This is a genomic window from Streptomyces sp. NPDC007991, from assembly GCF_042958445.1.
Lineage (GTDB): Bacteria > Actinomycetota > Actinomycetes > Streptomycetales > Streptomycetaceae > Streptomyces.
This window is the reverse complement of the sequence record NZ_JBIBJD010000004.1, coordinates 1-24,273: the sequence shown is the minus strand read 5'-3', so window position 1 is coordinate 24,273 and position 24,273 is coordinate 1. Positions and strand designations below refer to the sequence as shown.

Below are 24,273 nucleotides of genomic sequence, written 5' to 3'. Positions count from 1 at the left end.
GCGGAGAGAGTGCCCTGGTGAAGCAACGCAATGTCTTCGGTGACGTCTTCGCCCTGGAGTCGATCGTCGCAGCCGGAGTCTTCGTCGTCGTGCTGGCCCTTGTGGCCTACGCGCTCGTCAGGCGGCGGGCCGGGATGTCGGTGACCGCGTCCGAGAGGGCCGAGCGGCCACGGCTGGAGGCCTACTACGTCGGTGTCCTCGTCGCGTTCGCCGTCTTCCTGGTGGCGTGGACGGCATGGCAGAACCACCGGGAGCACCAGGCGGCCGAACACCCGCCCGTTCGCGTCGACGTCACCTCCTTCCAGTGGTGCTGGACCTTCGGCTACCCCCAGGCACCCGGGCGGCGCAACGTCTCCGGGACCTGCCGGGGCGACGACCTGCCGACACTCGTCGTCCCGACCGGCCGCCCGGTGCAGCTGCGGCTGACCTCCCGTGACGTCATCCACTCACTGTGGGTGCCGCACTTCCGCTACAAGATGGACGCCTTCCCCGACCATGTGAACACCTTCACCCTCACCCTGGACCGGGAAGGCCGCTGGCTGGGCAAGTGCGCGGAGTTCTGCGGGCAGCGGCACCGCACCATGCACTTCTGGATCAAGGCCGTGTCGCCCGAGGAGTACGACCGGTGGCTCCAGGGCCAGCAGGGAGCGGCGGTATGACGGTCGACGCACCCACCGGGACGGAAGACACCGGCGGACGGCCGATCCCGCCGAGCGGCTGGCTGGGATGGGTGACCAGCACCGACCACAAGCGGATCGGACTGCTGACCGTCGGTACCGCCTTGGTGCTGCTTCTGGGCATGGGCACGCTCGCCCTGACCATGCGGGCCCAACTCGCGCAGCCCGAGCAGGAGCTGGTGAGCAGCCACCTCTACAACCAGCTGTTCACCATCCACGGCTCCGGCATGATCTACATGGTCGTCACCCCGTTCGCCCTCGGGATGGGTGTCTACCTGGTGCCGCTCCAGATCGGGGCTCCCGGCATCGCCATGCCCCGCCTGACACTGCTGGGCTACTGGCTCTACGCACTCGGTGCGGTGGTCATGCTGACAGGCTTCGCGACCCCCCTGGGAGCCCATGCCGACGGCTGGTTCTCCTATCCGCCGATGGCCGACAGCCGGCACTCGCCGGGCGCGGGCTCCGACCTGTGGATCGCGGGGGTGTTCCTGTCCACCACGGGGACCATCATCATGGGCTGGACCGTGCTGTGGACGGTCCTGCGCAGACGGACGCACGGCATGACGATGCTGCGTCTGTCGGTGTTCTCCTGGTCGATGATCGTCAGCTGTCTGATGGTGATCGGCGCCTTCCCGTCCCTGCTGGCCGCGCTCGGCCTGCTCGCCGCCGGCCGCGCCGACCCGTCGGTCTTCGACGCGAATGTGTGGAACATCGGCTACCAGCACCTCTTCTGGTTCTACGGCCACCCTGTGGTGTACGTGATGTTCTTCCCGTTTCTGGCGGCGGTGGCGGAGGTGCTGGCCGTCTTCTCCGGGCGCCGCTTCTTCGGCTACAAGGGCACGGTGCTGTCGCTGCTGGTGTTCGCGGCGCTGTCGATGAGCGTGTGGGGACACCACATGTTCGCCACCGGCCAGGCGACCAACGACTACTACTCGCTGGCGTCCATCGCCCTGCTCGTTCCCGCGGGTGTGGAGTACTTCGCCATGGTGGGCACCATCGTGGGCGGGCGGCTGCGGCTCGCTCCTCCGATGCTGTTCGCCCTGGCGTTCATCCCGCAGTTCCTGATCGGCGGGCTCTCCGGCATCATGGTCGGCACCCCGGTGATCGACTACCACGTGACCGACAGCTACTTCATCGTGGCGCACCTGCATTACGTGCTGTTCGCGGGCAGCGCGTTCGGCCTGTTCGCCGGGGTGTACTTCTGGTTCCCGAAGGTGACCGGCGTGATGCTCGGCCACGGGGCGGGCCGGCTGCATTTCTGGCTGCTGGTGATCGGAACCAACGTGACCTTCCTGCCCATGTTCGCCCTCGGCTACCTCGGCATGCCGCGCAGGGTCTCGTCCTACGCGTCCTTCGAGGGATTCGGCTGGATGAACCTCCTGTCCAGCATCGGCGCCGCCTTCCTCGCCGCCGCCATGGCCGTGTTCGCCGTCAATGTGCTGTGGGCGCTGCGCCGGCGGACCCTGGGCACGGCCGAGAAAGCCCCGGGCGACCCATGGGGCGGCCACTCCCTGGAGTGGGCCACCTCGTCCCCGCCGCCCCGGCTGAACTTCACCTCGGAGCACCCCGTCCCGCCCGTCACCAGCTTCGCCCCGCTGCTGGACCTCCGGCAGCGTCAGGAAGAACAGGACGCCGCCGGGAGGAGCGCGCCGTGAAGCGGCACCTGCCCTTCGTCGTCGTGGCCGGCTGGGGCGCACTGAACGGCATCCTCCTGGCGGTGCTGGTGGGGTACGGCGAGAACTCGCTGGTGTACTGGCTCTGGGGCGGTGTCGTCGTGCTGCTGGAGCTGGCTGCCGTCGCCGTGCTCGCCTCCTCCCGGTCCGGGCCCGACCAGCACGTCCGCTACCGGGTTCCGGATCGCGCGGCCGGTGCGGTGCCGCCCGCCGCGTTGGGCCTTCTCCTCGTCGCGCTGGCGTTCGTCTACGGCTGGTGGCTGCTCGCCCTCGCCGGCCCGCTGCTGCTGGTGGCGGCGGCTCTCGCGGTGCGAGGCACCACGGCCCGGGAGGAGTGACGGGGATGGAACACTCGACGCACGTGACGCACCCTTCGTCCGTGGCCGCCATGGCTCTGTCGGGCTTCGTCCTGGCCGCGGTGGTGCCGGGCGTCGTGTGGCTCGCGCGCCGCGTGCCGATGTGGGAGCGGGTGAGCCTGCCGCCGGTCATCGCCCTGCCCGTGCTGGTCGTGGTGCACGCCTGGGTGGTGCTCGCCGACCTGCTGCATCCGATGCCCGCAGCCCTCACGGTCGTGTCGGAGCTCGTGCTGCTCGCGGCGGCGGTGACGTTCTGGGTGCCCGTCGTCGTGCGGACGCGACACCGGCCCGGTGATGCCGGCCGATGCCTCTGTCTGTTCCTGGCCGCGCCGCTGCTGGATCTCCCCGTGCTCGGGATGATCGCCGCGGGGCACTCCGCGGAAGGACTCGCGATGATCGTCGGCATGCTGCCCCTCGGTGTCATCGCGGCGGCCCTCACCTGGTCATGGATCAACCGGGAGGAGAGGCAGGCGACCGCGGACGCGGTTCCGCTCGCGGCCGGGGGCCCGTGATCCGCGTACCCGCTGACGGCCGCCCGGCGGCGTGCCCCCGGTGTGGTTCGCCTCCGTACGGCACGACGGCATCGCCCTGACCCTCGCCCGCGGCCGTCCGTGCGCTGCACGCGGCGAACGTGCCGGCCGGGGCGGCGATGCCGGCCTCCATGCGCTCCTGGGACATCGACGGCGCCGGCCGGGCCCCTGCGGCCGCCGCATGGGTGGCCCGTGTGCAGGTTCCGTACCTGTCGGCGCTGCGGTCCGCCGGCCGGCAGGTGACCGGGGTGACGGACCTGGCCCGGCGGCTCGGGGCCGCCGTGTAGCGGGCGCCGGACCGCCGGCACTCATGAGCCGTCGGCATCCTCAGCCTCCCCCGGACCGGCCCGTACGACCTCGACGCCATGCCGCTGCGGCCCGGTCGCGGGCAGTTCCACCCGCTTGCCGAAGTACCAGCGGCTGAGCGCGTTGCGGAGGCGGTGCTTGTGGAACCAGCGCCATGCCTCCGTACCGTGTGCCCGGGGCCGCGGCTCGTCGCGTACCAGGATGCGGTAGGTCTCGGCGGGCGGCAGCAGCGTCCGTGCCTGCTGGTAGCCGCCGTCCGCGCTCTGCCGTACCTCGGCCGCCGACTGCCCTTCCAGCAGGCGTCGGCGGTCGGCTGCCTGGAGCCCCAGGCAGGCCCGTTTGGTGGCGTGGTAGGCCAGGAACGGCACCAGGAACAAGGCGGTGCGCAAGGTGTACGTCACCAGTTCCAGCGGGATGTGGAAGACGAGCGCGATCACGTCCTGGCCGCCGGCCATGAGCAGGACGGCGTAGGCGCAGACGGCGGCCACACCGAGGGCGGTGCGGGTGGGCTGGTTGCGCGGACGGTCGCAGAGATGCTGCTCGGCCGCCGGCCCGGTGATCCACCGTTCGAAGAAGGGATAGCTGTAGAGGATCAGGAACAGCGTGACGGGCAGCACCACTCCCGGCAGGAAGACGTCCCACACGACGGTGTGTCCGGCGACGTCGGTCTCCGCCCCCGGCATCAGCCGCAGCGCGCCCTCCAGGAAGCCCACGTACCAGTCGGGTTGCGCGTCGAGGGAGACGTGGTCGGCGCGGTAGGGGCCGAACGCCCAGATCGGGTTGATCTGAAGCAGGGCCCCGAGCAAGGCCAGCACACCCGCCAGGGTGAAGAACAGACCGACGGACTTGGCGGTGTACTGCGGGTAGAGCGGCTTGCCGATCACATTCCGGTTGGTTCTGCCAGGTCGGGCCCATTGGGTGTGCTTGTGGTAGACGATGAAGATCAGGTGTACGGCGACGAGCGCCAGCAGAAGTCCCGGCAGCAGCAGGATATGGGCGACGTACAGGCGCGGGATGATCTCGTGTCCGGGGAACTGCCCGCCGAAGACGAAGAACGACAGATAGGTGCCGACCACGGGGATCGACAGCACGATGCCCTCAGCCGTACGCAGGCCGGTCCCGGACAGCAGATCGTCAGGGAGCGAATAACCGCAGAAACCCTCCAGTACGGCCAGCATGAACAGCGTCACGCCGATCGTCCAGTTCGCTTCCCGGGGGCGTCGAAAGGCGCCGGTGAAGAAGATCCGCAGCAGGTGAGTGCCGATCGCGGCGACGAACACCAGGGCGGCCCAGTGGTGGATCTGACGGATCAACAGCCCACCGCGGACGTCGAAGCTGATGTGCAGGGTCGAGGCGTACGCTTCCGACGTCAGCACGCCCCGCAGGGGCACGTAGGAGCCGGTGTACGGCTGCTCCGTCATGCCGGGGTGGAAGAAGAGGGTCAGGAAGACGCCGGTCGCAACGAGGACGAGCAGGCTGTACAGGGCGATCTCGCCCAGCAGGAACGACCAGTGGTCGGGGAACGCCTTGCGCAGGAACTCCTTGCCCCCCTCACGCAGCGGCAGGCGCTTGTCGAGCGCGCTCACCACCCGTTCTCCACGCGCGGCGGACCGGGTTCTTCCGTGCTGGTCAGCCACCGCCACGTGCGTTCGCCCTCCTGTCGACCACGTCGGCGACCGCACCGCGTGCCCGGCCGCCGACTGCTCGTTTCGAGCCTGGCATGGGTGTCCGCGGCACGCGCGGCCGAAACGGCGTCGGAGGGACGCGGGACGCGCCGGCAGGCCGTGACGGGGAAGCGTGCGCGAGCGGGGGTGCCGTTGTTTGCGCGGCGGAGCCGCGGCTACCCGGTCGTACGAGAGCCGGCCTACGGTGCGGGAGGTCCTCGTGACCAGCGTCTCCGACTTCCTCGCGGCACGTCTGCGGGCGTGGGATGTGGACCGCGTGTTCGGCTTCCCGGGCCGGGACACGGACGCCCTGGTCACCGCTCTGAGCGGCGGTCGGGACACACCGGAGTTCGTGCAGGTGCGCCACGAGGAGTCAGCCGCTCTCATGGCCTGCGCACACGCCAAGCTCACGGGAGGCGTCGGCTGTTGCCTCGCGCCGTCCGGCTCCGGGGCACTCCATCTCCTCAGCGGCCTCTACGACGCGGCGCTGGACCGCCGGCCGGTGGTGGCCCTGGTCGGCCACCAGCCTCTGCCCGCACACGGCGGTCGCCGACCGGCCATCGAGACGGTCCCTCACTTCACCGAGGTCTCCGCATCCTGCGAAGCGGTCTTTGACCCCGCCGTCGCCGGGACCGCCCTGGACCGTGCCTTCCGGGCGGCGCTGTCGGAGCGGGGCGTGGCCACGCTGCTCATTCCCGGCGCTGTTCTGCGCGCCGGGGCGCCCCGCTCCCCGCGGACCACGGACCAGTCCGCTCCCGTGCCCCCTCGTCCGCCGCTCCGGCCGCCCGCGGAGCGGGACGTACGCCGCGCGGCCGACGTTCTGAACGCGGGCCGCCGGGTCGCGGTCGTCGTCGGGCCGGGCGCGGCGGGGGCGTCCGGGCAGGTGGCGGGCCTCGCCGAACTGCTCGGCGCCGGTGTCGCCAGAACACCGCTGGCCCGGGACGTGCTCCCCGACGACCTGCCCTACGCCGCGGGCACGGCCGGCCCCTTCGGCAGCGCGGTCGCCGCCGCTCTGCTGCGCGACTGCGACACCTTGCTGCTGGTCGGGGCGGAGGACTTGGACGTCCGCGTGGTGCCGGAGCAGGCGAGACGTCGGATCGTCGCCGTCGACACGGACGCCGGGGATTCCCCGTGGGGCCCTGACGCGTCCTTCGCCGCGCGGGTGACGGGCGATGCGGCAACGGCCCTGGAGACCCTCGTCCCGCTGCTGCACCGCAAGTCCGGTCGTAGATGGCGCGCGGACGTGCAGCGCGCGGTCCGGGAGTGGCGTGCCGAGGGCCACTCGAAGGCCCACCGGTTCTTCGGCATGGCCATCAATCCCCGCTCCGTGGTCGCGGAACTGTCCGCGCGGCTGCCGGACCGCGCCGTCGTCGTCGCCGACTCGGGCTCCGCGATGGACTGGTGGACCCGCCACCTCGAACTGCGCACCGGCATGCGCGCGGCCCTGTCCGGGCATCTGGCCACGCCCGGAGCAGCCGTTGCCTACGCTGTCGCCGCCCGGCTGGCCCTCCCCGAACGGCCGGTGATCGCCCTGGTCGGCGACGGGGCCATGCAGGCAGGCGGCATGAACGAGCTGATCACCGTGCGGCGGCATCTGGAGCGGCTCGCCGGCCTGCCACCGACGGTCTTCTGCGTCCTCAACAACGAGGACCTCAGCCGGCTGACCTGGGAGCGCCGGAAGACCGCCGGGAATCCGCGCATTCCGGCGACCGGCGAGGTCCCCGCCGTGTCGTACGCCGGCTACGCCCGGCTGCTCGGCCTGCCCGGTATCCGCTGCACCCGGCCGGGCCAGGTGGGGGATGTCTGGGAGCACGCGCTGGCCGGGCGGGGGCCGATGCTGCTGGAGTTCATGGTGGACGGGGACACGCCACCCGACTGGGCCGAGTTCCACGGCCCGGCAGGCGCCCGAGCCCCGTCGCTGACGCACCGTGCGGGTGGGCTTCTGAGGCGGAGGATCACCGCGTCGGTCGGCGGCTTGCCCGGCTCGGCCTGACGGGCCGCCTGGTCCTCACCCCGGCCGGGATCGCCGTCGCGGCCCGAGCGCCGGCCGGAGCCGCGCTCGGGTGCGCATCGACGAGTGGTCCGGCTGCCGGGCTCCCGGCAGCCGGGGTGGGGCGTTTGGCCAGACTTCGACGACCACGCGGACCTCACCATCACCGACGCGACCCGCACCACCGGCGACGCCGTCACCCCCGCCGACCCGGCGCGCCCGGCGACCCTGCTCTTCCGCTGCGTCGATCTGACGGGAGCCGTCCGGGTGGAGGCCGAGGTCTCCCGCAGCGGCGACGAACCGGACGCGGCGGCGCTGGAGTTCCACGCCGACGACCGCTTCCTGGTGCGGATCGCGGTCCCGTCCACCGGTGACCGCCATGCCTGGACGACCGTCGGCTGCCGGCTCACCGCTGCCCTGGACGGCGTCCACGACCTGCGGCTCACCCTGCACGGCGACGTCCGCGCCGCCGCCTTCCGCTTCGCCCGGGCCCACCCCGCTGAAGGCTGAGACCAACGACCAGATGGCCATCGGTGCCCCGCGCGCCCTGCGCGAAGCGGGCCGCGACGTGCCCGGTGACGTCAGCCTCGTCGGGTACGACGACCTGCCCGAAGCCGCCTACCTCCGGCCGCCGCTGACCACGGTGCGCCAGGACTTCGGCGCAGCGGGTCGCCGGTCCCTCGATGTGCTGGTGTCCCAGATGCGAGGAGCACCGCGCCACCCGGAAGTCACCCTCATCGGCACCGAGCTCGTCGTCCGGGAAAGCTCCGCACCACCGCCACGGCCTCGCACCGGCTGAGCGGGAGCAACACAGCGGCGACAGCGGTGCGTTCACCATCACGCGCTGGGTGGCCTGCGGCGGGACTCAGCCCCGGCGGCCCCATCGGCCGCGGGCCCATCCGCGCGGGTCGAGCCGTCGGCGGAGTGCCGTCGCCAGTCTCACCGGAGCCACCCGCAGGACCAGGGCCTGCCGGCGTCCGGGCGGGAGGGGCTTGGCGTAGTAGGGGCGGCCGAGCCGGGACGGGCGGAACCAGTGGGTGCCGGTCAGCCCGCCCAGGTCCGGCACGTCGGCCGTCTCCTTCGTCTCGTTCGCGTGCAGGGTGATCGTCCACCGCCCCGGCGGCAGCGTACGGACCGGGAGCCGGGCGGTGAAGCCGGTGCCGTTTCCGTCCGCCGAGCAGTGCAGGGGCACCTCGTGCACCGAGCCGGACGCGGCCTCGGCACACAGGGTGATGGCTCCCGGGGCAGGCCGGGCTTGGCCCGTCAGGAACCCACTGACGATCAGATGGCCGCGTGCGGACACGTCCCAGACGGTGCTGGTGACATGGCATGTCTGACTCAACTGGTTCCGGTCCGGCCGGACGTCCAGGGACAAGGTGTCGTCCGGGCCGAAGAAGGGCCGCACCACGGTGTGCTGGTGCCGGGACCCGCCGGCCACCACTCGCTGAGCCGGGCTCGTCCTCGCGTCGCGCGCATCCCCGCATGGCCGCCGGAGTCTCACGGTCCGGCTGACTCCCTGCGTGCGTACGTCCAGGAAGAACTCCCAGACACCCGGATCCAGCGGGTCGCCTCCGGCCGCCGTGCCGAGGTCGACGGCGACGGAGAAGCCGGCCTTGTCGTGGCTGCCCTCGCCGGGCAGGTTCCTGACGGTGCGCACGGTCACGGGCCGGCGGATGCCGGGGTGCGGGAAGCCGCGAGGGCGCAGGACCAGCTGAGTGCCGGGGTCGACGGTCGCGACGTGCTCGATGTAGGCGTGGCCGGCGAGCCGGAGCACACCGCCGTCCCCCTGCCAGGCCGCTTCGGCCAGCTCGGTGTGGACCGGGAGCCGGTCTGTGGCGTCGAAGCAGTCGTCCGGGACGGCCTTGGCCGGGTCCCGGAAAAAGGGGTGGCACCAGTAGACGCGGCCCTTGTCGACCAGATATCCGCGCCCGGCGTCCTCCTTCGCGCAACGGGCCACGGCCATCAGGTCGTCGTACCGGTCGGTGCGCAGGAGGTGGATCAGCAGACGGTCGGGCGGGGAGATCTGCTGGAAGACGCCCTCCGTCACATAGGACAGTGCCCAGCGCCGGAACTCCGGGAAGAAACGCTCACGGGCCTCCTGTTCGCTTTCCTGCGGAAGCAGGGCGCGAAGGGGACCGCAGAGCTCCCATTCCACATGGCGGCGCATGATGCGGTCTTGCCGTGGGCCCGGTTCGACATAGCGGGCGACGGTCTCGAAACACAGCCGGGTGCCGTCCAGGCGGTGGCTGAGGGCGGCGGCGGTGCGGGTGAGGTTGTTGCCGTTCTGCCGGTTGCGGACGTAGTAGCAGTCGTAGTCGGCCACTACGGAAACACCGTCGGCATTGAGGTAGGCGGCGGCCGTGAAGGGTTTGTCCTCGCAGTTGCGGTACGGCGGGAACCTCAAGTGGAGGCGCTCGATGAGCGAGCGGCGGAACAGCTTCCAACAGCCCAGAGTGCGGTAGGCGTGGGACGAGAAGACATCGGTTCTGGGCTGGTTGTGCTGGAAGACAGCCGTGGGGACCGCCCGGCCGTCCACCGACACCATTTTGCCGAGTACGACGTCGGTGCCGTTCTCGTCCGCCATCGCGACCATGCGCCGCAGCGCGTCCGGACCCAGGTAGTCGTCCGAGTCGAGGAAGAAGACGTAGTCCCCGCGGGCGATGTCCAGGCCGGTGTTGCGGGGGCCTCCGGCTCCTCCGCTGTTGGTCTGGTGCACGACGCGCAGGGCAGGGCAGCTGCGCCCGAGCCTGTCCAGCTCGGCACCGGTGCCGTCGGTCGAGCCGTCGTCGACGGCGATGATCTCGATCATGTCGAGTCCCAGCGTCTGCTCCATGGCGGACGTCACGCACCTGGTCAGCTCCGGCATGGAGTTGTAGGCGGGGATGATCACGCTGACACGCGGAGGATCCGCAGGGGGCATGGCGACTCCCGGCTCACTGGGGCTGTGCTCGACACGGTTTCCGCCTCGGCCCTGAGAGTCCGGACCGCGCGCTCGGCCCACCATAAAGTGGTCGGCCCGCACTCTCCCGTCGGCCTTGGCGCTGAGAGGCGCGGCCCGACGGTCAGGGACGGACACTGCCCAGGTCCGAGCGCCGTCGGCAGGCTGAAAGACCGCGCACCGAGCCCTGCGCCGACCGGGTGACGCTACCGCCGTCCCTGTCGTGATCGCCTCACCACCGGCAGGCGAGGACCTCTGGTGCATGCTGACCCGGGCAGGGCGCTGAAGAGACTGAAGAGAAGGCGGGGGCGGGCGCCTTGGCTAGTCTGCACGCGTGACCACCGACCTCACCCTCCTGCCGCGGGTCGCCCACCGCGGACAGGAGATCACCGCGCCCCGGCTCCGCGCCCTCCTCGCGCTGCTCGCAGGCGACTTGCGCACGGGATGCAGCACCGCGCGCCTGGTGGCGGGGCTGTGGCCGGCCGAGGCGCCGGAGCGGCCGGCGAAAGCGGTGCAGGTCCTCGTGTCCAGGGCGCGGGCGCAGCTGGGCGCGGACGTCATCGCCGGCACGCCGACCGGATACCGTCTGACCCTCGCCGAGGACCAGGTCGACAGCTCCGCCCTGCTGCTGCACGCCGCCGCGAGCGCGGACCGGGCCAGGGCCGGGGACCACGCGGGATCGCTGGCCGCGGCCGAGGCCGGGCTCGCGCTGTGGGAGGGCACCCCGGACTGGAGCGGTGACAGCGAGGATCCCGTGGCTGCGCTGCGCGCCGAGCGCGCCCCCGTCCGCGGCACACTCATACGGGCCCGCGGGCTCGCGCTCGCCCGCCTCGGCCGGCACGCGGAGGCGGCCGGGCCGCTGGCCGTGGCCGCCGCGGAGCGTCCGCGCGACGAGGAGGTACTCGCCGAACTGCTGCGCGGCGAGGCGGCGACGGCGGGACCGTCCGCCGCCCTGGCGCGGTACGAGGCCTACCGCCGTGAGCTGCGCGAGACGCTCGGCACGGATCCGGGCGCCGGTCTCAAGGCCGTCCAGCGGGAGCTGCTGAGCGGCGAGGCACCCGTGGCCAGGCACGGCGTGCCGCACGAGCCGAACCCGCTGCTCGGCCGGGACGAGGACATCGCGGCGGTGCGGCGGCTGCTGCGCGCCTCGCGTGCCGTCACCGTCGTCGGCCCCGGCGGCCTCGGCAAGACCCGGCTCGCGCACGCCGTGGCCCGACGGGCCGAGCAGCGGGTGGTGTATGTCGTGCCGCTCGCCGGCGTCACCGCGGACACGGACGTGGCCGCGGAGGTGGCTTCCGCGCTCGGCGCGGGCGAGGGACGGCCCGGCGCCGTGGGCGGCCACGCCACGGCCGACCCGGTGCCCGGCATCCTCGGCGTGCTCGGCTCCGGGCCCGCTCTGCTGGTGCTGGACAACTGCGAACAGGTCATCGAGGGCGCCGCCGGCCTCGTACGGGCCCTGGTCTCGTCCTCGAAGGACCTGCGGGTGCTCGCCACCAGCCGGGCCCCGCTGGGCCTCACGTCCGAGACGGTGTACGCGCTGCCGGAGCTCGCCCTCGACACCTCGGTCGAGCTGTTCACGCAGCGGGCCCGGGCCGCCCGGCCCGGCGTGGCACTGCCGGCGGACGAGGTGACCGAGCTGTGCCGCCACCTCGACGGGCTGCCGCTCGCCGTGGAGCTGGCCGCGGCGCGGGTGCGGGTGCTGTCGGTGCCGGAGATCGCCCGCCGCCTCGGCGACCGGTTCGCGCTGCTGCGCGGCGGGGCACGGGACGCGCCGGAGCGCCACCGCACCCTGCACGCCGTCGTGGACTGGAGCTGGAACCTGCTCGACGAGGACGCCAGGGCCGCGATGCGCATGCTGTCCGTCTTCCCCGGCGGCTTCTCGGGCGAGGCGGCGGAGCAGGTGCTGGGCGAGGACGCGCTGTTCCTGCTGGAGCAGCCGGCCGATCAGTCGCTGCTCACCGTCGCCGACACCCCGGCCGGCGTACGGTTCCGGATGCTGGAGACCGTACGGGAGTTCAGCGCCGCCCGGTGTGCCGAAACGGGCGAGGAAGAGGAGGCCGTCGGCCGGTTCCTCGCCTGGGCGCGGGACTTCGGGGTCGCGTACCACGACTGGCTCTTCCGCTGCGAACCACTGACCGCCTGGGAGCGGGTCAGGGCCGAGCAGGACAACCTCGTGCTGGCCCTGCGGCACGCCCTGGCCCGTACGGACGGACCCGCCACCGCCGCCCTCACCGCAGTCCTCGCCGCCCTGTGGTCCACCGGCTCCAACTACGCCCGCCTCACCGCCCTCGCCGCGGACACCGGCCCGCCGCTGTCGCACTACCACCCCGAGCCCGACCACGTCGAAGTCGCCCGCGCCGCCGCGGTGTTGTCCACGACGAGCCTGTTCATGGGCTACGGCCCGCACGTCGTACGCCAGCTCGTCACCCTCCGGCGGCTGCCCCCGGCCCCGCCGGACACGCTGCTGCGGGCCGTCGCGGTGGTGGTGAGCGCGATCCCGGAGATGCTGCCGCCCGACTACGACGTGCTGCACGAGCTCTGCGAGAGCGAGCAGCCGCTGCTCGCCGGCATCGCGGAGGGCGTCGCCACCTACGTCTGGGAGGCGGAGCACGACATCGACCGCGCGCTCGCCTCCGCCCGGCGGATGACCGCCGTACTGGCGCCGGTCGAGAATCCGTTCCTCCAGGTCATGGGGTACGCCCGGCTGAGTGAGCTGTGCTTGCAGACGGAGCAGGGCGAGGCCGCGTACGGACACCTCCAGGCGGCGCTCCAGGCGTTGCCGCGGCTCGGCGCCGACCACGATCTCATCGGCGTCCGCTGGGGCCTCGTCCTCGCGTGCCTGCACCGCGGCGACCCCGACGAGGCCGAGTACTGGCTGCGGCAGGCCGAGGGCGCCGACACCGCGCAGCAGGAGGACTACAGCATGGCCGTCCTCGGGCGCGCCGAGATCGCGCTCGCCCGCGGACTGACACAGGTCGGGCTCGGCTTGTGGCGCAGCGCCGTGCAGCCGCCGGCCGCGGCCGACTCGCCGCACGGCGGCGACCCCTTCTTCGACCGGTGGGTGCTGCAGACCCTGGCGGTGGCGGTGACGGCGCATGCGCACGCCGGCCGTCTCGAACTGGTCCCCGAGCCGGTCGACCGGCTCCGGCAGGGGCTGCGGACCCTGCTGGCCGGTCCGTCCGGCTCTCCCATGGAGCTTCCTGTGATCGGGACGGTGCTGCACGCCCTCGGTATGGCGGGGCTCGCCTCCGGTGACGCCGGTGCCGTACGGCTGATCGCGCTGGCCGAACGGCTGCGGGTGCTGCGCGATTTCCAGCCGACGATGTCGGCGGACCGCGCCCGGAAGGCGGCCGAGGACGCCGACCGGGCGGCGTACGCCGAGGCGGTGTCGGAGTACGCCGCCCTGGGGCGGGACGAGTTGCGGGAGGCGGCCCGCGCCGTGATGCCGGTTACTTCGGGTCGCGGTTGAACAGCGACGTCGACCAGCGGTAGCCGAGTCCGGTCAGGCCGACGCACCAGGCGATCGCGATCCACCCGTTGTTCCCGATCTCGGTGCCGAGCAGCAGGCCGCGCAGGGTCTCGATGGCCGGGGTGAACGGCTGGTACTCGGCGATCGGCTGGAACCAGCCCGGGACCGCGTCGATCGGGACGAAGGCGCTGGAGATCATCGGGAGGAGGATCAGCGGCGTCGCCATGTTGCCGGCCGCCTCGGGGTTCGGGCTGGCCATGCCCATACCGACCGCGATCCAGGTGAGCGCCAGGGCGAACAGTGCGATCAGTCCGAACGCCGCCAGCCACTCCAGGGCCGTGGCGTCCCTGGACCTGAAGCCGATGGCCACGGCGATGGCACCGACGAGGACCAGGCTGGCGAGTACCTGGAGCACACTTCCGACGACGTGCCCGACGAGTACGGACCCGCGGTAGACCGCCATCGTGCGGAAGCGGGCGATGAGGCCCTCGGTCATGTCCATGGAGACGGAGATCGCGGCTCCGATCACGGTGGAGCCGATGGTCATCATCAGCAGGCCCGGGACGAGATAGGCGATGTAGTCCGAGCGGTCGGCGCCGCCGCCACCGATGCCCGCGCTCATCACGCCTCCGAAGACGTAGACGAAGAGCAACAGCAGCATGATCGGTGTGAGCAGCAGGTTCAGGGTCATGGACGGGTAGCGCCGTGCGTGCAGCAGGTTGCGGCGCAGCATCGTGGACGAGTCGCGCACGGCGAGGGAGAGGGCGCTCATCGGACGGTCTCCTTGGGCTGGTCGGGGACGCCGGCACCGCCGGTCAGGGCGAAGAACACGTCGTCGAGGTCGGGGGTGTGCACGGTCAGCTGGTCCGCCTCGACGCCGGCCGAGTCCAGCCAGTCGAGGATGGCGCGCAGCTCGCGCTGGCCGCCGTCGCTGGGGATCTGCAGCGACAGCGCCTCGTCGTCCCCGGTGGCCTCGCGCAGGGCGACGGCGGCGGACCGGTACGCGGCCGGGTCGGTGAACCGCAGCCGCACATGCCCGCCAGGGACGAGCCGCTTCAGCTCGTCGGCGCTGCCCTCGGCCGCGAGCCTGCCCTCGCTCAGCACCGCGATGCGGTCGGCGAGTTCATCGGCCTCCTGCAGATACTGGGTGGTGAGGAAGACGGTGACACCGTCGGAGACCAGTTCGCGGATGACCTGCCACATGGTGTGCCGGGAGCGCGGGTCGAGGCCGGTGGTCGGCTCGTCGAGGAAGATGATCCGCGGATCGCCGACCAGCGTCATGGCGATGTCGAGGCGGCGCTTCATGCCGCCCGAGTAGGAGGAGACGGGCTTCTTCGCGGCCTCCACCAGGTCGAAACGCTCAAGGAGTTCGGCGGCCCTGCGGCGGCCCTCGCTTCGGGAGAGGTGGTGCAGGTCCGCCATGAGGAGCATGTTCTCCTCGCCGGTGATCAGCCCGTCCACGGCGGAGAACTGCCCGGTGACACCGATCGCGGCCCGCACCGCCTGCGGCGCGGTGGCCAGGTCGTGGCCGCCGACGTGCAGTTCGCCGGCGTCGGCGGTGACGAGGGTGGAGAGGATCTTGACGGCGGTGGTCTTGCCGGCGCCGTTCGGGCCGAGCAGGGAGAAGACGGTACCGGCCGGCACCGCCAGGTCGATGCCGTCGAGGACCGTCCTGTCCCCGTACGCCTTGCGCAGCCCCTTGGCCGCGATGGCGAGTGAGCGGGATGTCGTTGTGGTCATGCCGCAGAGAGTGCGGCAGGGCGCGTTCAGCGTGGTTTCAGGGTGCTTTCAACGCCCTGAAACCGGGCGTTGCCGTCAGCACCCCAGCGCGGCGGTCAGGTGTGGGAGAGGGCGAAGGAGACGAGGAAGCCGCTGACGGTGACGAGCCCGATGGCCAGGTGCGCCTCGTCGAACGCCTCAGGGATCATCGTGTCGGCGATCATGGCGAGGATCGCCCCGGCCGCCACCGCGGTCACCGCGGCGATCACGGCGGGGGAGAAGGAACCGACCACCGTGTAACCGAGGACGGCCGACACCATGCCGGCCGCGGCGATCGCCGTCCAGACGCCGAAGACGTACCCCTTGGTGCGGCCGGCCTTCTTCATCCCCGCCGAACTGGACAGTCCCTCGGGGACGTTGCTGATGAACACCGCGGCCACGGTCACGAGGCTGACCGCGCCGCCGTCGAGCAGGCTGACGCCGATCACCGCGGACTCCGGCACACCGTCGAGCAGGGCGCCGAGAGCGAGCGCCGTCCCGGACCCGCCCTGCTCGGCCTCCGACGGCTGCGCCTGCGCCCGATCGTGGCCGGAGCGCTTGCGGTGGCGCGCACCCCGGCGGGCCAGCCAGATGTTGCCCCCGGTGTAGGCCAGGGCGCCGGCGAGGGTGCCGAGGGCCGCGGGGGCGAGCCCCGCCTGCTCGTACGCCTCCCCGACCAGCTCGAACGACACCGCTGAGATCAGCACTCCGGCCCCGAAGGCCATCACGATCGCGATCGCCTTCTGCGGTACCCGCAGACCGTATCCCAGCGCGGCACCGAGCAGCAGCGCCGAGCCCGCCACCAGCCCCCACAGTCCAGCCTGTACGACGTCAGCCATGCCGACCGGGTACCCGCCGAGGATGTGGATCAACGGGCCGGGACCGCGTGGTAAGGGGCGGCGTACGACTTCGTGGCCCCGTGGCCCGGTCGTGGGGAAGGCGTACCGGGCCACGGGAGTCCCGGATCAGTAGCCGTAGATCATCTTGTAGGCGACCTCGGGGAGGAACTGCCCGGCCGACGAGCCGCCTCCGACGCCGCAGTTGCCGTCGGACTCGCCCGGAACCTTGATCCACAAGAGCATCTCGGCGCCTCCGCCCAGCCGGGTGGGGGTGCCGATGCGGCGGCCCGAGGGGTTGCACCACTGGCCGTTGGAGCCGTTGCCGTTGCGGCTGGTGTCCACGACGAACGGCTTGGTGTAGCCGTAACGGGAGCCCAGTTCACGGTTGATGGCGTTGCCGTACGCGGTGTTCTCGGTGGTGGTGACGTAGTTGGAGACGTTGAGCGAGAAGCCGTGGGCCTGTCGGAGGCCGGCTTCGTGCAGGCGCCGGGCCATGGTCGCCGCGTCGGCCCAGCGTGGATTGCCGGCGTCCATGTAGACCCAGGTGTTGGGGGCCTGACGGCTGAACTGGGCGAGGGCGCCGGTCAGCATGCCCTCCCGTTCGTCGATCTGGGCCTGGGTCATGCAGCCGTAGTCGCCGAGGGAGTCCGGTTCGAGGATGACGACGGCAGGGCGGTTCGCGATCCCGCCGGCGAACTGGGCGATCCAGTCGGCGTAGGCGGAGGGCGAGGCGGCGCCGCCCGCGGAGTGCCCGCCGCAGTAGTCGCGGTTGTAGATGTTGTAGGCGACGAGGAGGGGGAGCTTGTCGACGCGGTCCGCCGCTCCCGCGAACCCGCCCGTGGCGGTGCCGATGGTGCCGCTCCAGGAGCCGAACCAGCGGGCCATCGGGGTGTTGGCGATGTTCGCGTTGATGGCGGCCGCCCGGCCGTCGCCGGGATTGCCGGCGACCCACCTCTTCGCGCTGGAGTCGGGGTCCACGTAGAACCCGCTGGTCATGGAGGTGGGGTCGGCCGCGTGGGCGGACGGTGCGGCGGCCAACGCCAGTGGCAGGGCGAAGAGCGCTGCTGCCAAGGCGCGGAGTCTGCTGCGCATGACGGAACCTCGATTTCCTGGCAGGGGACGTCGCACGCTCTGGTCCCGAGCGCGCGACCTGAGCAGGAGCGGTGGTACGACCTGATCTTGGGAGCGCTCCCACTGGAAGCGATCCCAACAACACTGGAAAATCGCTGGGGTGTGTTCGGTATGGTGTGGCGGGGTAGTTGAGCTGTCAAGGGTCGATGCCTCATGTGATGCGTATGGCGGGAACACGCCTCCATGGCCGTGAGACTGGAAGCGGTCCCAGAATTGGGGGGCGTCGCGGTCCAGGGAAAGGCTCGTGGTTCATGGCAGAGGATGCCCCGCGTCGGCAGCCGACGCTCGACGAGGTGGCCGAACGCGCCGGTGTCTCCCGTTCCGTGGCCTCCCGTGCCCTCAACAACGCTCCGCATGTCAGCCGTGCCAAACGGGAGGCGGTGCAACGGGCTGTCCGGCAACTCGGTTACGTGCCCAATCCGACCGCCCGTGCCCTGGCCACGCGTCAGACGGGAGCGGCCGCACTGGTCGTCTCGGGAGAGGATCCGTCGATCTTCGCGGATCCGTTCTACGCCCAGGTGATCGTGGGGGCGTCGAGCGCTCTGGAGGAGGCCGATCTGCATCTGATGCTGTGTCTGGCCGCCTCCGACCGGGGCCGCAAGCGGGTGGAGGAGCTCTTCCGGTCCAAGGGAGCCGACGGTGTCATGCTGATGGCGCTGCGCGAGGGCGATCCGCTGGCCGGTATGGCCGAGGAGGCGGAGATGCCCGTCGTGTTCGGAGGGCGCCCGGTCGGCTCGGCTCCCCGGTGGTTCGTGGACGTCGACAACGTCGGCGGAGCGCGCGAGGCGACCGAGTACCTGGTGTCGCGCGGCCGGACTCGCGTGGCCGCGATCTGCGGGCGCATGGACACCGAGGCCGGGCGCGCCCGGTACCGCGGCTACCGGGACGCCTTGCTGGCGGCCGGGCTCGATCCGCTGCCGCCGCAGGAGGGGGACTTCACCGAGCCCAGCGGAGCTGCCGCCATGGCCGTCCTGCTGGCCCGCCATCCCGACGTGGACGGGGTGTTCGCCGCCAACGACAACATGGCGGCGGGGGCGCTGCGCACCCTGCGCTCGGCCGGCCGGGCGGTCCCCGCCGACATCGCCGTCGTCGGCTTCGACGACCTGACCGTCGCCCAGGTCGCCGATCCGCCCCTCACCACCGTGCACCAGCCCATAACGGCTCTCGGGCGGGAGATGGCACGCATGCTCGTCACGGTCGTCAACGGACACGACCCCACCCCGTTGATCCTGCCCACGCGGCTGATCGTCCGGTCAAGCGCCTGACGGGCCGGAACGCCGCAGCCGGCAACGCCGAGACGGGTGACGGAATCTGAGGCCCTGTCTGCTGGGCCGCTGCGGGGTGGCTCCCGGGGATGGGGGGCTGGGTCGGACATCGCGGCGGTATGGGCCGCCCACCGGCGCGTTCCAGCTCCTGGGGCCGGCTTCACCGCCCTGCGCGCCGCGCGGTGCGGCTCCTTCGGCGCCCCCAGGCCGGCTCCACCGTCGTCGTGACCCGTGTGAGGGCGGGCCTGCGGGGTACCGATCCGAATCCGAAGCGCACGGGCGGTGCGACCGGTGCCGTGACACCGAGGTCGAGGCCCTCGAAGACCGCGGACACCACGCCGATCGGCAGCATGTCCCGTACGCCGTACCACTCGCGGCGTCGCACGCCGGTACGGCCGCGGGTGCGCACGTGGGTCGGCAGCAGGCGGGCGGGTCCGTTCGTCAGGGCAGCCCAGGCCGGGCGGGCGGCGAGCGCGCCGGGCACGGCCCGCAGCAGGACGCCCGCCGGCCGTCGCCGGCCGACCGTGAAGCGCAGTTCGAGCGGCCCCGCGGTGACCGTCCAGGTGTCGTCCGCGACGCTCACGTCGACCGGCACGACACGCACCGAGTCGAAGCTGTAGGTGCCACCGACGAAGTCCGCCGTCCGGTGCGAGGGCGCGAGCAGCAGCCGTTCCCCGTCGGCCCGCTCGATCATCACGTCGCTGAACGGCCCGAACGGCGACCGCTGCCAGTGGCCCAGCACGACGCGCGTCCCCGACGAGGTGCCCACGCCCGCGATCCAGCCGTCGAAGCGCAGCCGTGAGCGCCCTTCGCGGGTGCCGCGCGTGCGGCTCACGGTGCTATTCCCCGGACCGGTCCGGCGTCGGGACACGCGGCCTCGACACGCCCAGCCGCACGTGCCGAACCCCTTCCGAGAAGTGCACCAGGGGCGCGGCGGTGGGCGCGGGAAGGCCTGCCGCGGTGGTCAGCGTCTCCTCCAGCACGTCGACGGCGGCGTCGGCCAGCGGCCAGGGCTCGTGTTCGACCGGCGTCTCCCAGAGCATGCCGAGCCGACGGGTGTACGCCCGCCAGCGCGAGGTCAGCCACACGTCCCGCTCGGTGGGCGTGACCGGGTCCCCGGGCCGGACCACCAGGCGGTAGGAGGCCTCGCCGACCCACCTGGACCCGGCGTACGACACGGCGTCCCCGTCCAGGGAGACGCTCAGCGTGCCCGGGTTGTACGGCGCGCCGACGGCCCGGGCCGCCAGCATCAGCGGGCAGGCGACCTCGATGGACAGGAACCACACCCCGTCCCTCCCGTCCCGGTGCCGAACGTAGGTCCGCAGGTTGGTCTCCGCGAACGTCGGGATACCGGGCACCGTGGCCGGCACCGCGGCAGGGCGCACATCCGCCATCACGAAGGGCGTGAACCCCACCCAGGCCGCCCCGTCGTACTCGTCCACCACCAGTTCCCCGGGCAGCAGCGCCCGGACCGTGTCCGGCGGGAAGGCCCAGTGGACGAACGTCTGCCTCAGCCAGCCGGCCCGGAGCACGGGAACGCGCACCCGCTGCTCCGCTCCATACGCGACCACGCACGGCGAGTCCCCCGACGTGAGCGGCGGAAACGCCCGGCCGGCCGGGACGCGCGGCGGCGGGGAGCAGGCGACGGTGTCGGACGCCGTTCGCTTCTTTCCGTACTGCCGGGAGCAGGGCGCCCATGGCGCACCCGTGCTGACGTCGTCAGTCGATGGAGGCCATGAAATCCAGCATCCTGCGGTTGATCTCCTCCGCGTGGTCGATCTGCGGCCCGTGGCCCGTGCCGGAGATGATCTCGGCCCGGGCACCGGGGATCAGGCGCGGTACGCGCTCGGCCTGCCGCTGCGGGTGCACGAGGAGGCTTCGCTTGCCGAGCACCAGGTAGAGCGGGGTTCGGATGGTGGACAGCTCCTCCTCGGACAGGGGAAGCGGCGCCGGGCGGCGTATGCGGTAGGCGCGGACGGCCGTTCTGATCATCGCGCGCAGCTCCGGCATGACGAGGACCGGCTGCTCCAGCCAGGCCGCCAGCCGCGGGCGGAACGCCTTGGGTGCGAAGGTCGCGAAGAAACCGGCGAAGATCCAGACGAAGAAGCGCAGCCCCACCTTCTCCAGGCCCCCGGGGTCGAGCAGCGTGACCGAGGCGAGGCGACCGGGCCCGCGGTGCGCCTGGTTGAGAGCGAGCCATCCACCGTAGGAGGTGCCGACGAGGTGCACGCGATCGAGGCCGAGTCCGGCGAGTGTCTCCTCCAGCCACTGCGCGGCGTGGTCGGGGCGATGGATCGGCTCGCGCTGCACGCTGCGGCCGGGATCCCCCGGGGTGTCGATCGCGTAGACCGGGCGCTGCGCGCTGAGGGCGGGGGTGTTCGGGTACCACATGGCGGAGCAGGAGCCCGCCCCGTGCACCAGCACGACGGGGGTGCGGGATCGGGCCGCCTCGCTCGCGGGGCCGTAGTGGTAGACGTGCGTGGTGGCGAAGGACGTCTCCACGTCCTCTTCCGCGAGCACGGCCGCTCCCCGTGCGTAGACCGCATCGCAGGCCGCGAAGTACCGCTCTCGCCAGGCATCGCTCACGTAGCGGCCGACATCGGCCTGGGTACGGGCAGCGGTCTGGGCCATGGGCACCTCCGGCGTTCTCGGTTTCGTGATACGAACGTACCACGATGTTGGTACAGATGTATCATCAACAGGCTCCGGGGAGCCACGGCAGCAACACGACATGAGCGGAGAACCAGCCGATGCCCAAGCGCGTGGACCACGCAGAACGGCGCACCGAGATCGCCGAGGCGCTCGTCCGGGTCGCTGGACGGCGCGGGCTGCATGCCGTCGGGATGCGCGATGTGGCAGCGGAGGCCGGCGTGTCACTGCGGCTGGTGCAGTACTACTTCCAGACCAAGGAGAAGCTGCTCCTCTTCGGGCTCGAGCACCTGGCGGAGCGATTCGGGGAGCGGGTCTCCGCCCGTGTGCGGGCCGCCGGGGACAGCCCCGGTCCGCGCGCGATGGTCGAGGCGCTGCTGATGGCGGCGCTGCCGACGGATGAGGAGAGCCGCACCTTCCACCACCTCTACACGTCGTACGCCGTGCTGTCCGTGAACGACCCGGCGCTGGCGGCCCAGCCCTTCATCAAGAACCCCGACGCCGCCGAAGACGCCCTGACCGCACTCCTCCGGCAGGCGCAGGAGGCGGCCCTCCTCCAGCCCGGTGTGGACCCGCGGTTGGAGGCGGCCGGCTTGCTCGCCCTGTCCGCGGGACTCGGCACCGGCATCCTGGTCGGCCAGCGCAGTCCGGAGTCCGCCACCGCGGTGCTGGAGCACCAGCTGAACCGAGTCTTCCGTGCCCGTGACGCGTGACCTCGGACTCACGGCGGCGGGCGCAGTTCAGCCGAACCCACCGAGTGCCGGTGCGTCGTAACGGGACAGCACGGGATTTCCGCGAGACGCTGCCGCTGGCACCCGCCCCAGGACCCTTCTGATGGATCTCCCCGGAGGCCCCCATGGCAGCACCGCCGACCCCGTCCGCTGAGGACGGATACCGCTTCGACGACCTGCGTGCCCTCTTCATCAACTGCACGCTCAAGCCCTCGCCCCAGCTGAGCCACACCCAGGGACTCATCGACAAGAGCCGGGCGATCATGGACGCGCAAGGGGTGAGCACGCAGCTCGTCCGCGCGGTCGACCAGGACATCGCACCGGGCGTCTACCCCGACATGACCGAACACGGCTTTGCCACCGACGCCTGGCCGGCGCTGTACGAGCAGGTGATGGCAGCGGACATCCTGGTCCTGGCCGGACCCATCTGGCTGGGCGACAACAGCTCCGTCACCAAGCAGGTCATCGAGCGCCTGTACAGCTGCTCCAGCCTGCTCAACCCCCAGGGGCAGTACGCCTACTACGGACGTGTCGGAGGGTGTCTGATCACCGGTAACGAGGACGGCGTCAAGCACTGCGCCATGAACGTCCTCTACAGCCTTCAGCACCTCGGCTACACCGTCCCACCGCAGGCGGACGCGGGCTGGATCGGTGCCGCCGGACCCGGCCCCTCCTACCTGGACCCCGGCTCGGGAGGCCCGGAGAACGACTTCACCAACCGCAACACCGCCTTCATGACCTGGAACCTGATGCACCTGGCGGCCCTGCTCAAACGCTCCGGAGGCATCCCGGCCCACGGCAACCAGCGCACGGAGTGGGACGCGGGCTGCCGCCCGGGGGCGGACAACCCCGAGCATCGCTGAGCGTGTGGTTCGGCACCGCCGAGTTCGCCCGAGTCCGAGCACGCGACATACCGGGGATCAGGCGGCGCCGGCCCCGGCCGGTGCGAGGAAGTCGATGGGGTGTTCCGTGGTGCCGTCGAGTGCCAGGTCGGCGGCGATCTCGCCCATGGCGGGCGACATCTTGAAGCCGCTGCCGGAGAATCCGGCCATGACGATGACGTCGTCCTCGCCGGGGAGACGGCCGACGAGCGGGTTCCCGGACTCCGTGTAGCCCTCCATGTAGGCCGACATCCTGATGGGGTCGGGGTTCAGGTCGGGCATGAGTTCACGGATGAGCTTGTGGAAGGTGGCGAGTTCTTCCGGGCGGACGGTGCGGTCGAGCCGTTCGGGGTCGGGTACCGGCAGGTGGCGGGCGAAGGAGAGACCGAGCTTGACGGAGAGGCCGTCGGGCGAGGGGAGTCCGAAGCAGTCGTGGGGTGTGGCGCGTACGAAGGGGGGCGCCCCGCCCGCGAACCAGTCGTGGCGGGTGGGCAGGTGCCAGGAGCAGACCACCCGGCGGATGTCGACGCTGCGGGGAAGGTCCGGGAGCAGGGTGTTGATCCAGGGCCCCACGGTCACCACGGCGGCGTCCACATGGTCCGTGCCCTGGTCGGTGACGATCTGCACCCCGCCGCCCGCCGCGGGGACGACCTCGCGCACGGGGGTGTAGCGGTGCAGCCGGGCGCCCAGCTGTTCGGCGCGGGCGGCCGCGGCCTGGACCGCTGCCTCGGGCCTGATGACGGCGCCCAACCGGTCGAGGACGGCGGTGTGTCCGTCCGGGAGCCGGTGCTGGGGGTAGCGGCGGGCGAGTTCCTCCCGGTCCAGCACCTCGTGATCCAGCCCCTGGGCGGCGCTGGTGGACAGGAGAAGGCGCATGGACGGTGAGGCGGTCTCTCCCATCACGAGGCTGCCGCTGCGGCGTAGCAGCGGCCGGCCCGTCTCCGCCTGGAGCTGCTCCCACATCCGGTCCGCGAGCCGCAGCAGCGGAACGTACCCGGGCTCGCCGAGGTGGGCGGCTCGGTAGATGCGGCTCTCGCCCCCGGCCGCGCCGCGGTCGTGACCCGGCGCGTACCGGTCGTAGCCGATGACCTCGGCTCCGCGGCCGGCAAGGCGCCACATGGCCTGGCTGCCCATGCTGCCGGCACCGATCACGGCGACACGCTTCGGGTTGCGCATGAGGTCGCTCCCTTTCGATGGTGTGGTCTGGGTGGTGGTCGCCCCCCAGCACGGTGCTGACACCGTGCCGGCTCAGAGGAGTTCGATCAGCTTGTCGGTGAACTCGGCGGTGGTCGCGGTTCCGCCCAGGTCACGGGTGCGGATGTCGGTCTTGGCCAGGACCGCGGCGATCGCGTCCGTGATGTCCCTGGCCGCGGCGCGATGGCCGAGGTGGTCGAGCATCATGGCCGCGGACCAGAT

Annotated in this window: 23 protein-coding genes; 12 read left to right on the top strand and 11 right to left on the bottom strand. The window is 71.9% G+C overall.

Annotated features, from left to right (window positions below; all coding sequences use genetic code 11):
* Positions 1–17 precede the first annotated feature (17 nt).
* The 5 genes from coxB (at position 18) to ACFZDA_RS11805 (ending at position 3,523) form a co-directional block, all read left to right on the top strand.
* Positions 18–659: a cytochrome c oxidase subunit II gene (gene coxB, locus ACFZDA_RS11825; protein WP_391078666.1), complete on the top strand. Its 642-nt coding sequence runs from the start codon at positions 18–20 to the stop codon at positions 657–659.
* Entirely contained in the window at positions 656–2,332 is a 1,677-nt protein-coding gene (locus tag ACFZDA_RS11820; RefSeq protein ID WP_391078663.1) for a cbb3-type cytochrome c oxidase subunit I, read from the top strand. Before coxB ends, ACFZDA_RS11820 begins: the two co-directional genes overlap by 4 nt.
* Entirely contained in the window at positions 2,329–2,688 is a 360-nt protein-coding gene (locus ACFZDA_RS11815; protein WP_391078660.1) for a hypothetical protein, read from the top strand. Before ACFZDA_RS11820 ends, ACFZDA_RS11815 begins: the two co-directional genes overlap by 4 nt.
* A 50-nt stretch (positions 2,689–2,738) precedes the next feature.
* Positions 2,739–3,218, top strand: coding sequence for a hypothetical protein (locus ACFZDA_RS11810; protein WP_391080086.1), 480 nt, complete (start codon positions 2,739–2,741; stop codon positions 3,216–3,218).
* Positions 3,219–3,367: 149 nt separating this feature from the next.
* Positions 3,368–3,523, top strand: a complete 156-nt coding sequence (locus tag ACFZDA_RS11805) for a hypothetical protein (RefSeq protein ID WP_391078657.1) — start codon at positions 3,368–3,370, stop codon at positions 3,521–3,523.
* Positions 3,524–3,544: 21 nt separating this feature from the next.
* On the opposite strand, the gene ACFZDA_RS11800 is transcribed toward ACFZDA_RS11805, so the two are convergent.
* Positions 3,545–5,131, bottom strand: coding sequence for a cytochrome b N-terminal domain-containing protein (locus ACFZDA_RS11800; protein WP_391078655.1), 1,587 nt, complete (start codon positions 5,129–5,131; stop codon positions 3,545–3,547).
* Between the two features lie 295 nt (positions 5,132–5,426).
* Here ACFZDA_RS11800 and ACFZDA_RS11795 point away from each other — a divergent pair, with 295 nt between their 5' ends.
* The 3 genes from ACFZDA_RS11795 to ACFZDA_RS11785 all read left to right on the top strand — a co-directional run bounded on the left by ACFZDA_RS11795 (position 5,427) and on the right by ACFZDA_RS11785 (position 7,995).
* Positions 5,427–7,199: a thiamine pyrophosphate-binding protein gene (locus tag ACFZDA_RS11795; RefSeq protein ID WP_391078652.1), complete on the top strand. Its 1,773-nt coding sequence runs from the start codon at positions 5,427–5,429 to the stop codon at positions 7,197–7,199.
* 84 nt (positions 7,200–7,283) lie between these two features.
* Positions 7,284–7,706 (top strand): hypothetical protein, encoded by a 423-nt coding sequence (locus ACFZDA_RS11790; protein WP_391078649.1) that lies wholly within the window; start codon positions 7,284–7,286, stop codon positions 7,704–7,706.
* A gap of 13 nt (positions 7,707–7,719) precedes the next feature.
* Complete coding sequence (locus ACFZDA_RS11785) at positions 7,720–7,995, top strand: substrate-binding domain-containing protein (RefSeq protein ID WP_391078646.1); 276 nt, start codon at positions 7,720–7,722, stop codon at positions 7,993–7,995.
* Between the two features lie 66 nt (positions 7,996–8,061).
* Here ACFZDA_RS11785 and ACFZDA_RS11780 read toward each other — a convergent pair whose 3' ends face one another.
* Positions 8,062–10,116 carry a glycosyltransferase gene (locus ACFZDA_RS11780; protein ID WP_391078644.1) on the bottom strand — a complete coding sequence of 685 codons (2,055 nt, stop codon included), beginning with the start codon at positions 10,114–10,116 and terminating at the stop codon, positions 8,062–8,064.
* A gap of 352 nt (positions 10,117–10,468) precedes the next feature.
* Between ACFZDA_RS11780 and ACFZDA_RS11775 the strand changes: the two genes are divergently transcribed.
* Complete coding sequence (locus ACFZDA_RS11775) at positions 10,469–13,603, top strand: BTAD domain-containing putative transcriptional regulator (protein WP_391078641.1); 3,135 nt, start codon at positions 10,469–10,471, stop codon at positions 13,601–13,603.
* Here the strand turns inward: ACFZDA_RS11775 and ACFZDA_RS11770 are convergent.
* The 4 genes from ACFZDA_RS11770 to ACFZDA_RS11755 all read right to left on the bottom strand — a co-directional run bounded on the left by ACFZDA_RS11770 (position 13,584) and on the right by ACFZDA_RS11755 (position 17,292).
* The gene (locus ACFZDA_RS11770; protein ID WP_391078638.1) at positions 13,584–14,375 is read right to left on the bottom strand and encodes an ABC transporter permease; all 792 of its coding nucleotides are present in this window, start codon (positions 14,373–14,375) and stop codon (positions 13,584–13,586) included. The genes ACFZDA_RS11775 and ACFZDA_RS11770 overlap by 20 nt on opposite strands.
* Positions 14,372–15,343: an ATP-binding cassette domain-containing protein gene (locus tag ACFZDA_RS11765; protein WP_391078636.1), complete on the bottom strand. Its 972-nt coding sequence runs from the start codon at positions 15,341–15,343 to the stop codon at positions 14,372–14,374. The genes ACFZDA_RS11770 and ACFZDA_RS11765 overlap by 4 nt, the downstream gene beginning before the upstream one ends.
* Positions 15,344–15,438: 95 nt before the next feature.
* A complete protein-coding gene (locus ACFZDA_RS11760) occupies positions 15,439–16,200 on the bottom strand; it encodes a ZIP family metal transporter (RefSeq protein ID WP_391078633.1) in 762 nt (253 codons plus the stop codon).
* A gap of 126 nt (positions 16,201–16,326) precedes the next feature.
* Positions 16,327–17,292: a glycoside hydrolase family 6 protein gene (locus ACFZDA_RS11755; protein ID WP_391078630.1), complete on the bottom strand. Its 966-nt coding sequence runs from the start codon at positions 17,290–17,292 to the stop codon at positions 16,327–16,329.
* 290 nt (positions 17,293–17,582) lie between these two features.
* Between ACFZDA_RS11755 and ACFZDA_RS11750 the strand changes: the two genes are divergently transcribed.
* Positions 17,583–18,596, top strand: a complete 1,014-nt coding sequence (locus ACFZDA_RS11750) for a substrate-binding domain-containing protein (protein WP_391078627.1) — start codon at positions 17,583–17,585, stop codon at positions 18,594–18,596.
* 160 nt (positions 18,597–18,756) lie between these two features.
* Here the strand turns inward: ACFZDA_RS11750 and ACFZDA_RS11745 are convergent, their stop codons facing one another.
* The 3 genes from ACFZDA_RS11745 to ACFZDA_RS11735 form a co-directional block, all read right to left on the bottom strand.
* On the bottom strand, positions 18,757–19,431 hold the full coding sequence (locus tag ACFZDA_RS11745) for a hypothetical protein (RefSeq protein ID WP_391078624.1): 675 nt from the start codon (positions 19,429–19,431) through the stop codon (positions 18,757–18,759).
* Positions 19,432–19,435: 4 nt separating this feature from the next.
* On the bottom strand, positions 19,436–20,140 hold the full coding sequence (locus ACFZDA_RS11740; RefSeq protein WP_391078621.1) for a DUF2071 domain-containing protein: 705 nt from the start codon (positions 20,138–20,140) through the stop codon (positions 19,436–19,438).
* 175 nt (positions 20,141–20,315) lie between these two features.
* Positions 20,316–21,227: an alpha/beta fold hydrolase gene (locus tag ACFZDA_RS11735; protein WP_391078618.1), complete on the bottom strand. Its 912-nt coding sequence runs from the start codon at positions 21,225–21,227 to the stop codon at positions 20,316–20,318.
* Between the two features lie 119 nt (positions 21,228–21,346).
* Here ACFZDA_RS11735 and ACFZDA_RS11730 point away from each other — a divergent pair, with 119 nt between their 5' ends.
* Both ACFZDA_RS11730 and ACFZDA_RS11725 read left to right on the top strand, forming a co-directional pair.
* Positions 21,347–21,958, top strand: a complete 612-nt coding sequence (locus ACFZDA_RS11730) for a TetR family transcriptional regulator C-terminal domain-containing protein (RefSeq protein ID WP_391078616.1) — start codon at positions 21,347–21,349, stop codon at positions 21,956–21,958.
* Positions 21,959–22,101: 143 nt separating this feature from the next.
* Positions 22,102–22,839 carry an NAD(P)H-dependent oxidoreductase gene (locus ACFZDA_RS11725; RefSeq protein ID WP_391078613.1) on the top strand — a complete coding sequence of 246 codons (738 nt, stop codon included), beginning with the start codon at positions 22,102–22,104 and terminating at the stop codon, positions 22,837–22,839.
* Positions 22,840–22,896: 57 nt separating this feature from the next.
* On the opposite strand, the gene solA is transcribed toward ACFZDA_RS11725, so the two are convergent.
* On the bottom strand, positions 22,897–24,033 hold the full coding sequence (solA, locus tag ACFZDA_RS11720) for an N-methyl-L-tryptophan oxidase (RefSeq protein WP_391078610.1): 1,137 nt from the start codon (positions 24,031–24,033) through the stop codon (positions 22,897–22,899).
* 72 nt (positions 24,034–24,105) lie between these two features.
* Positions 24,106–24,273, bottom strand: a 168-nt coding sequence (locus ACFZDA_RS11715; RefSeq protein ID WP_391080083.1) for an isocitrate/isopropylmalate family dehydrogenase, incomplete at its 5' end; no start/stop codon positions are given.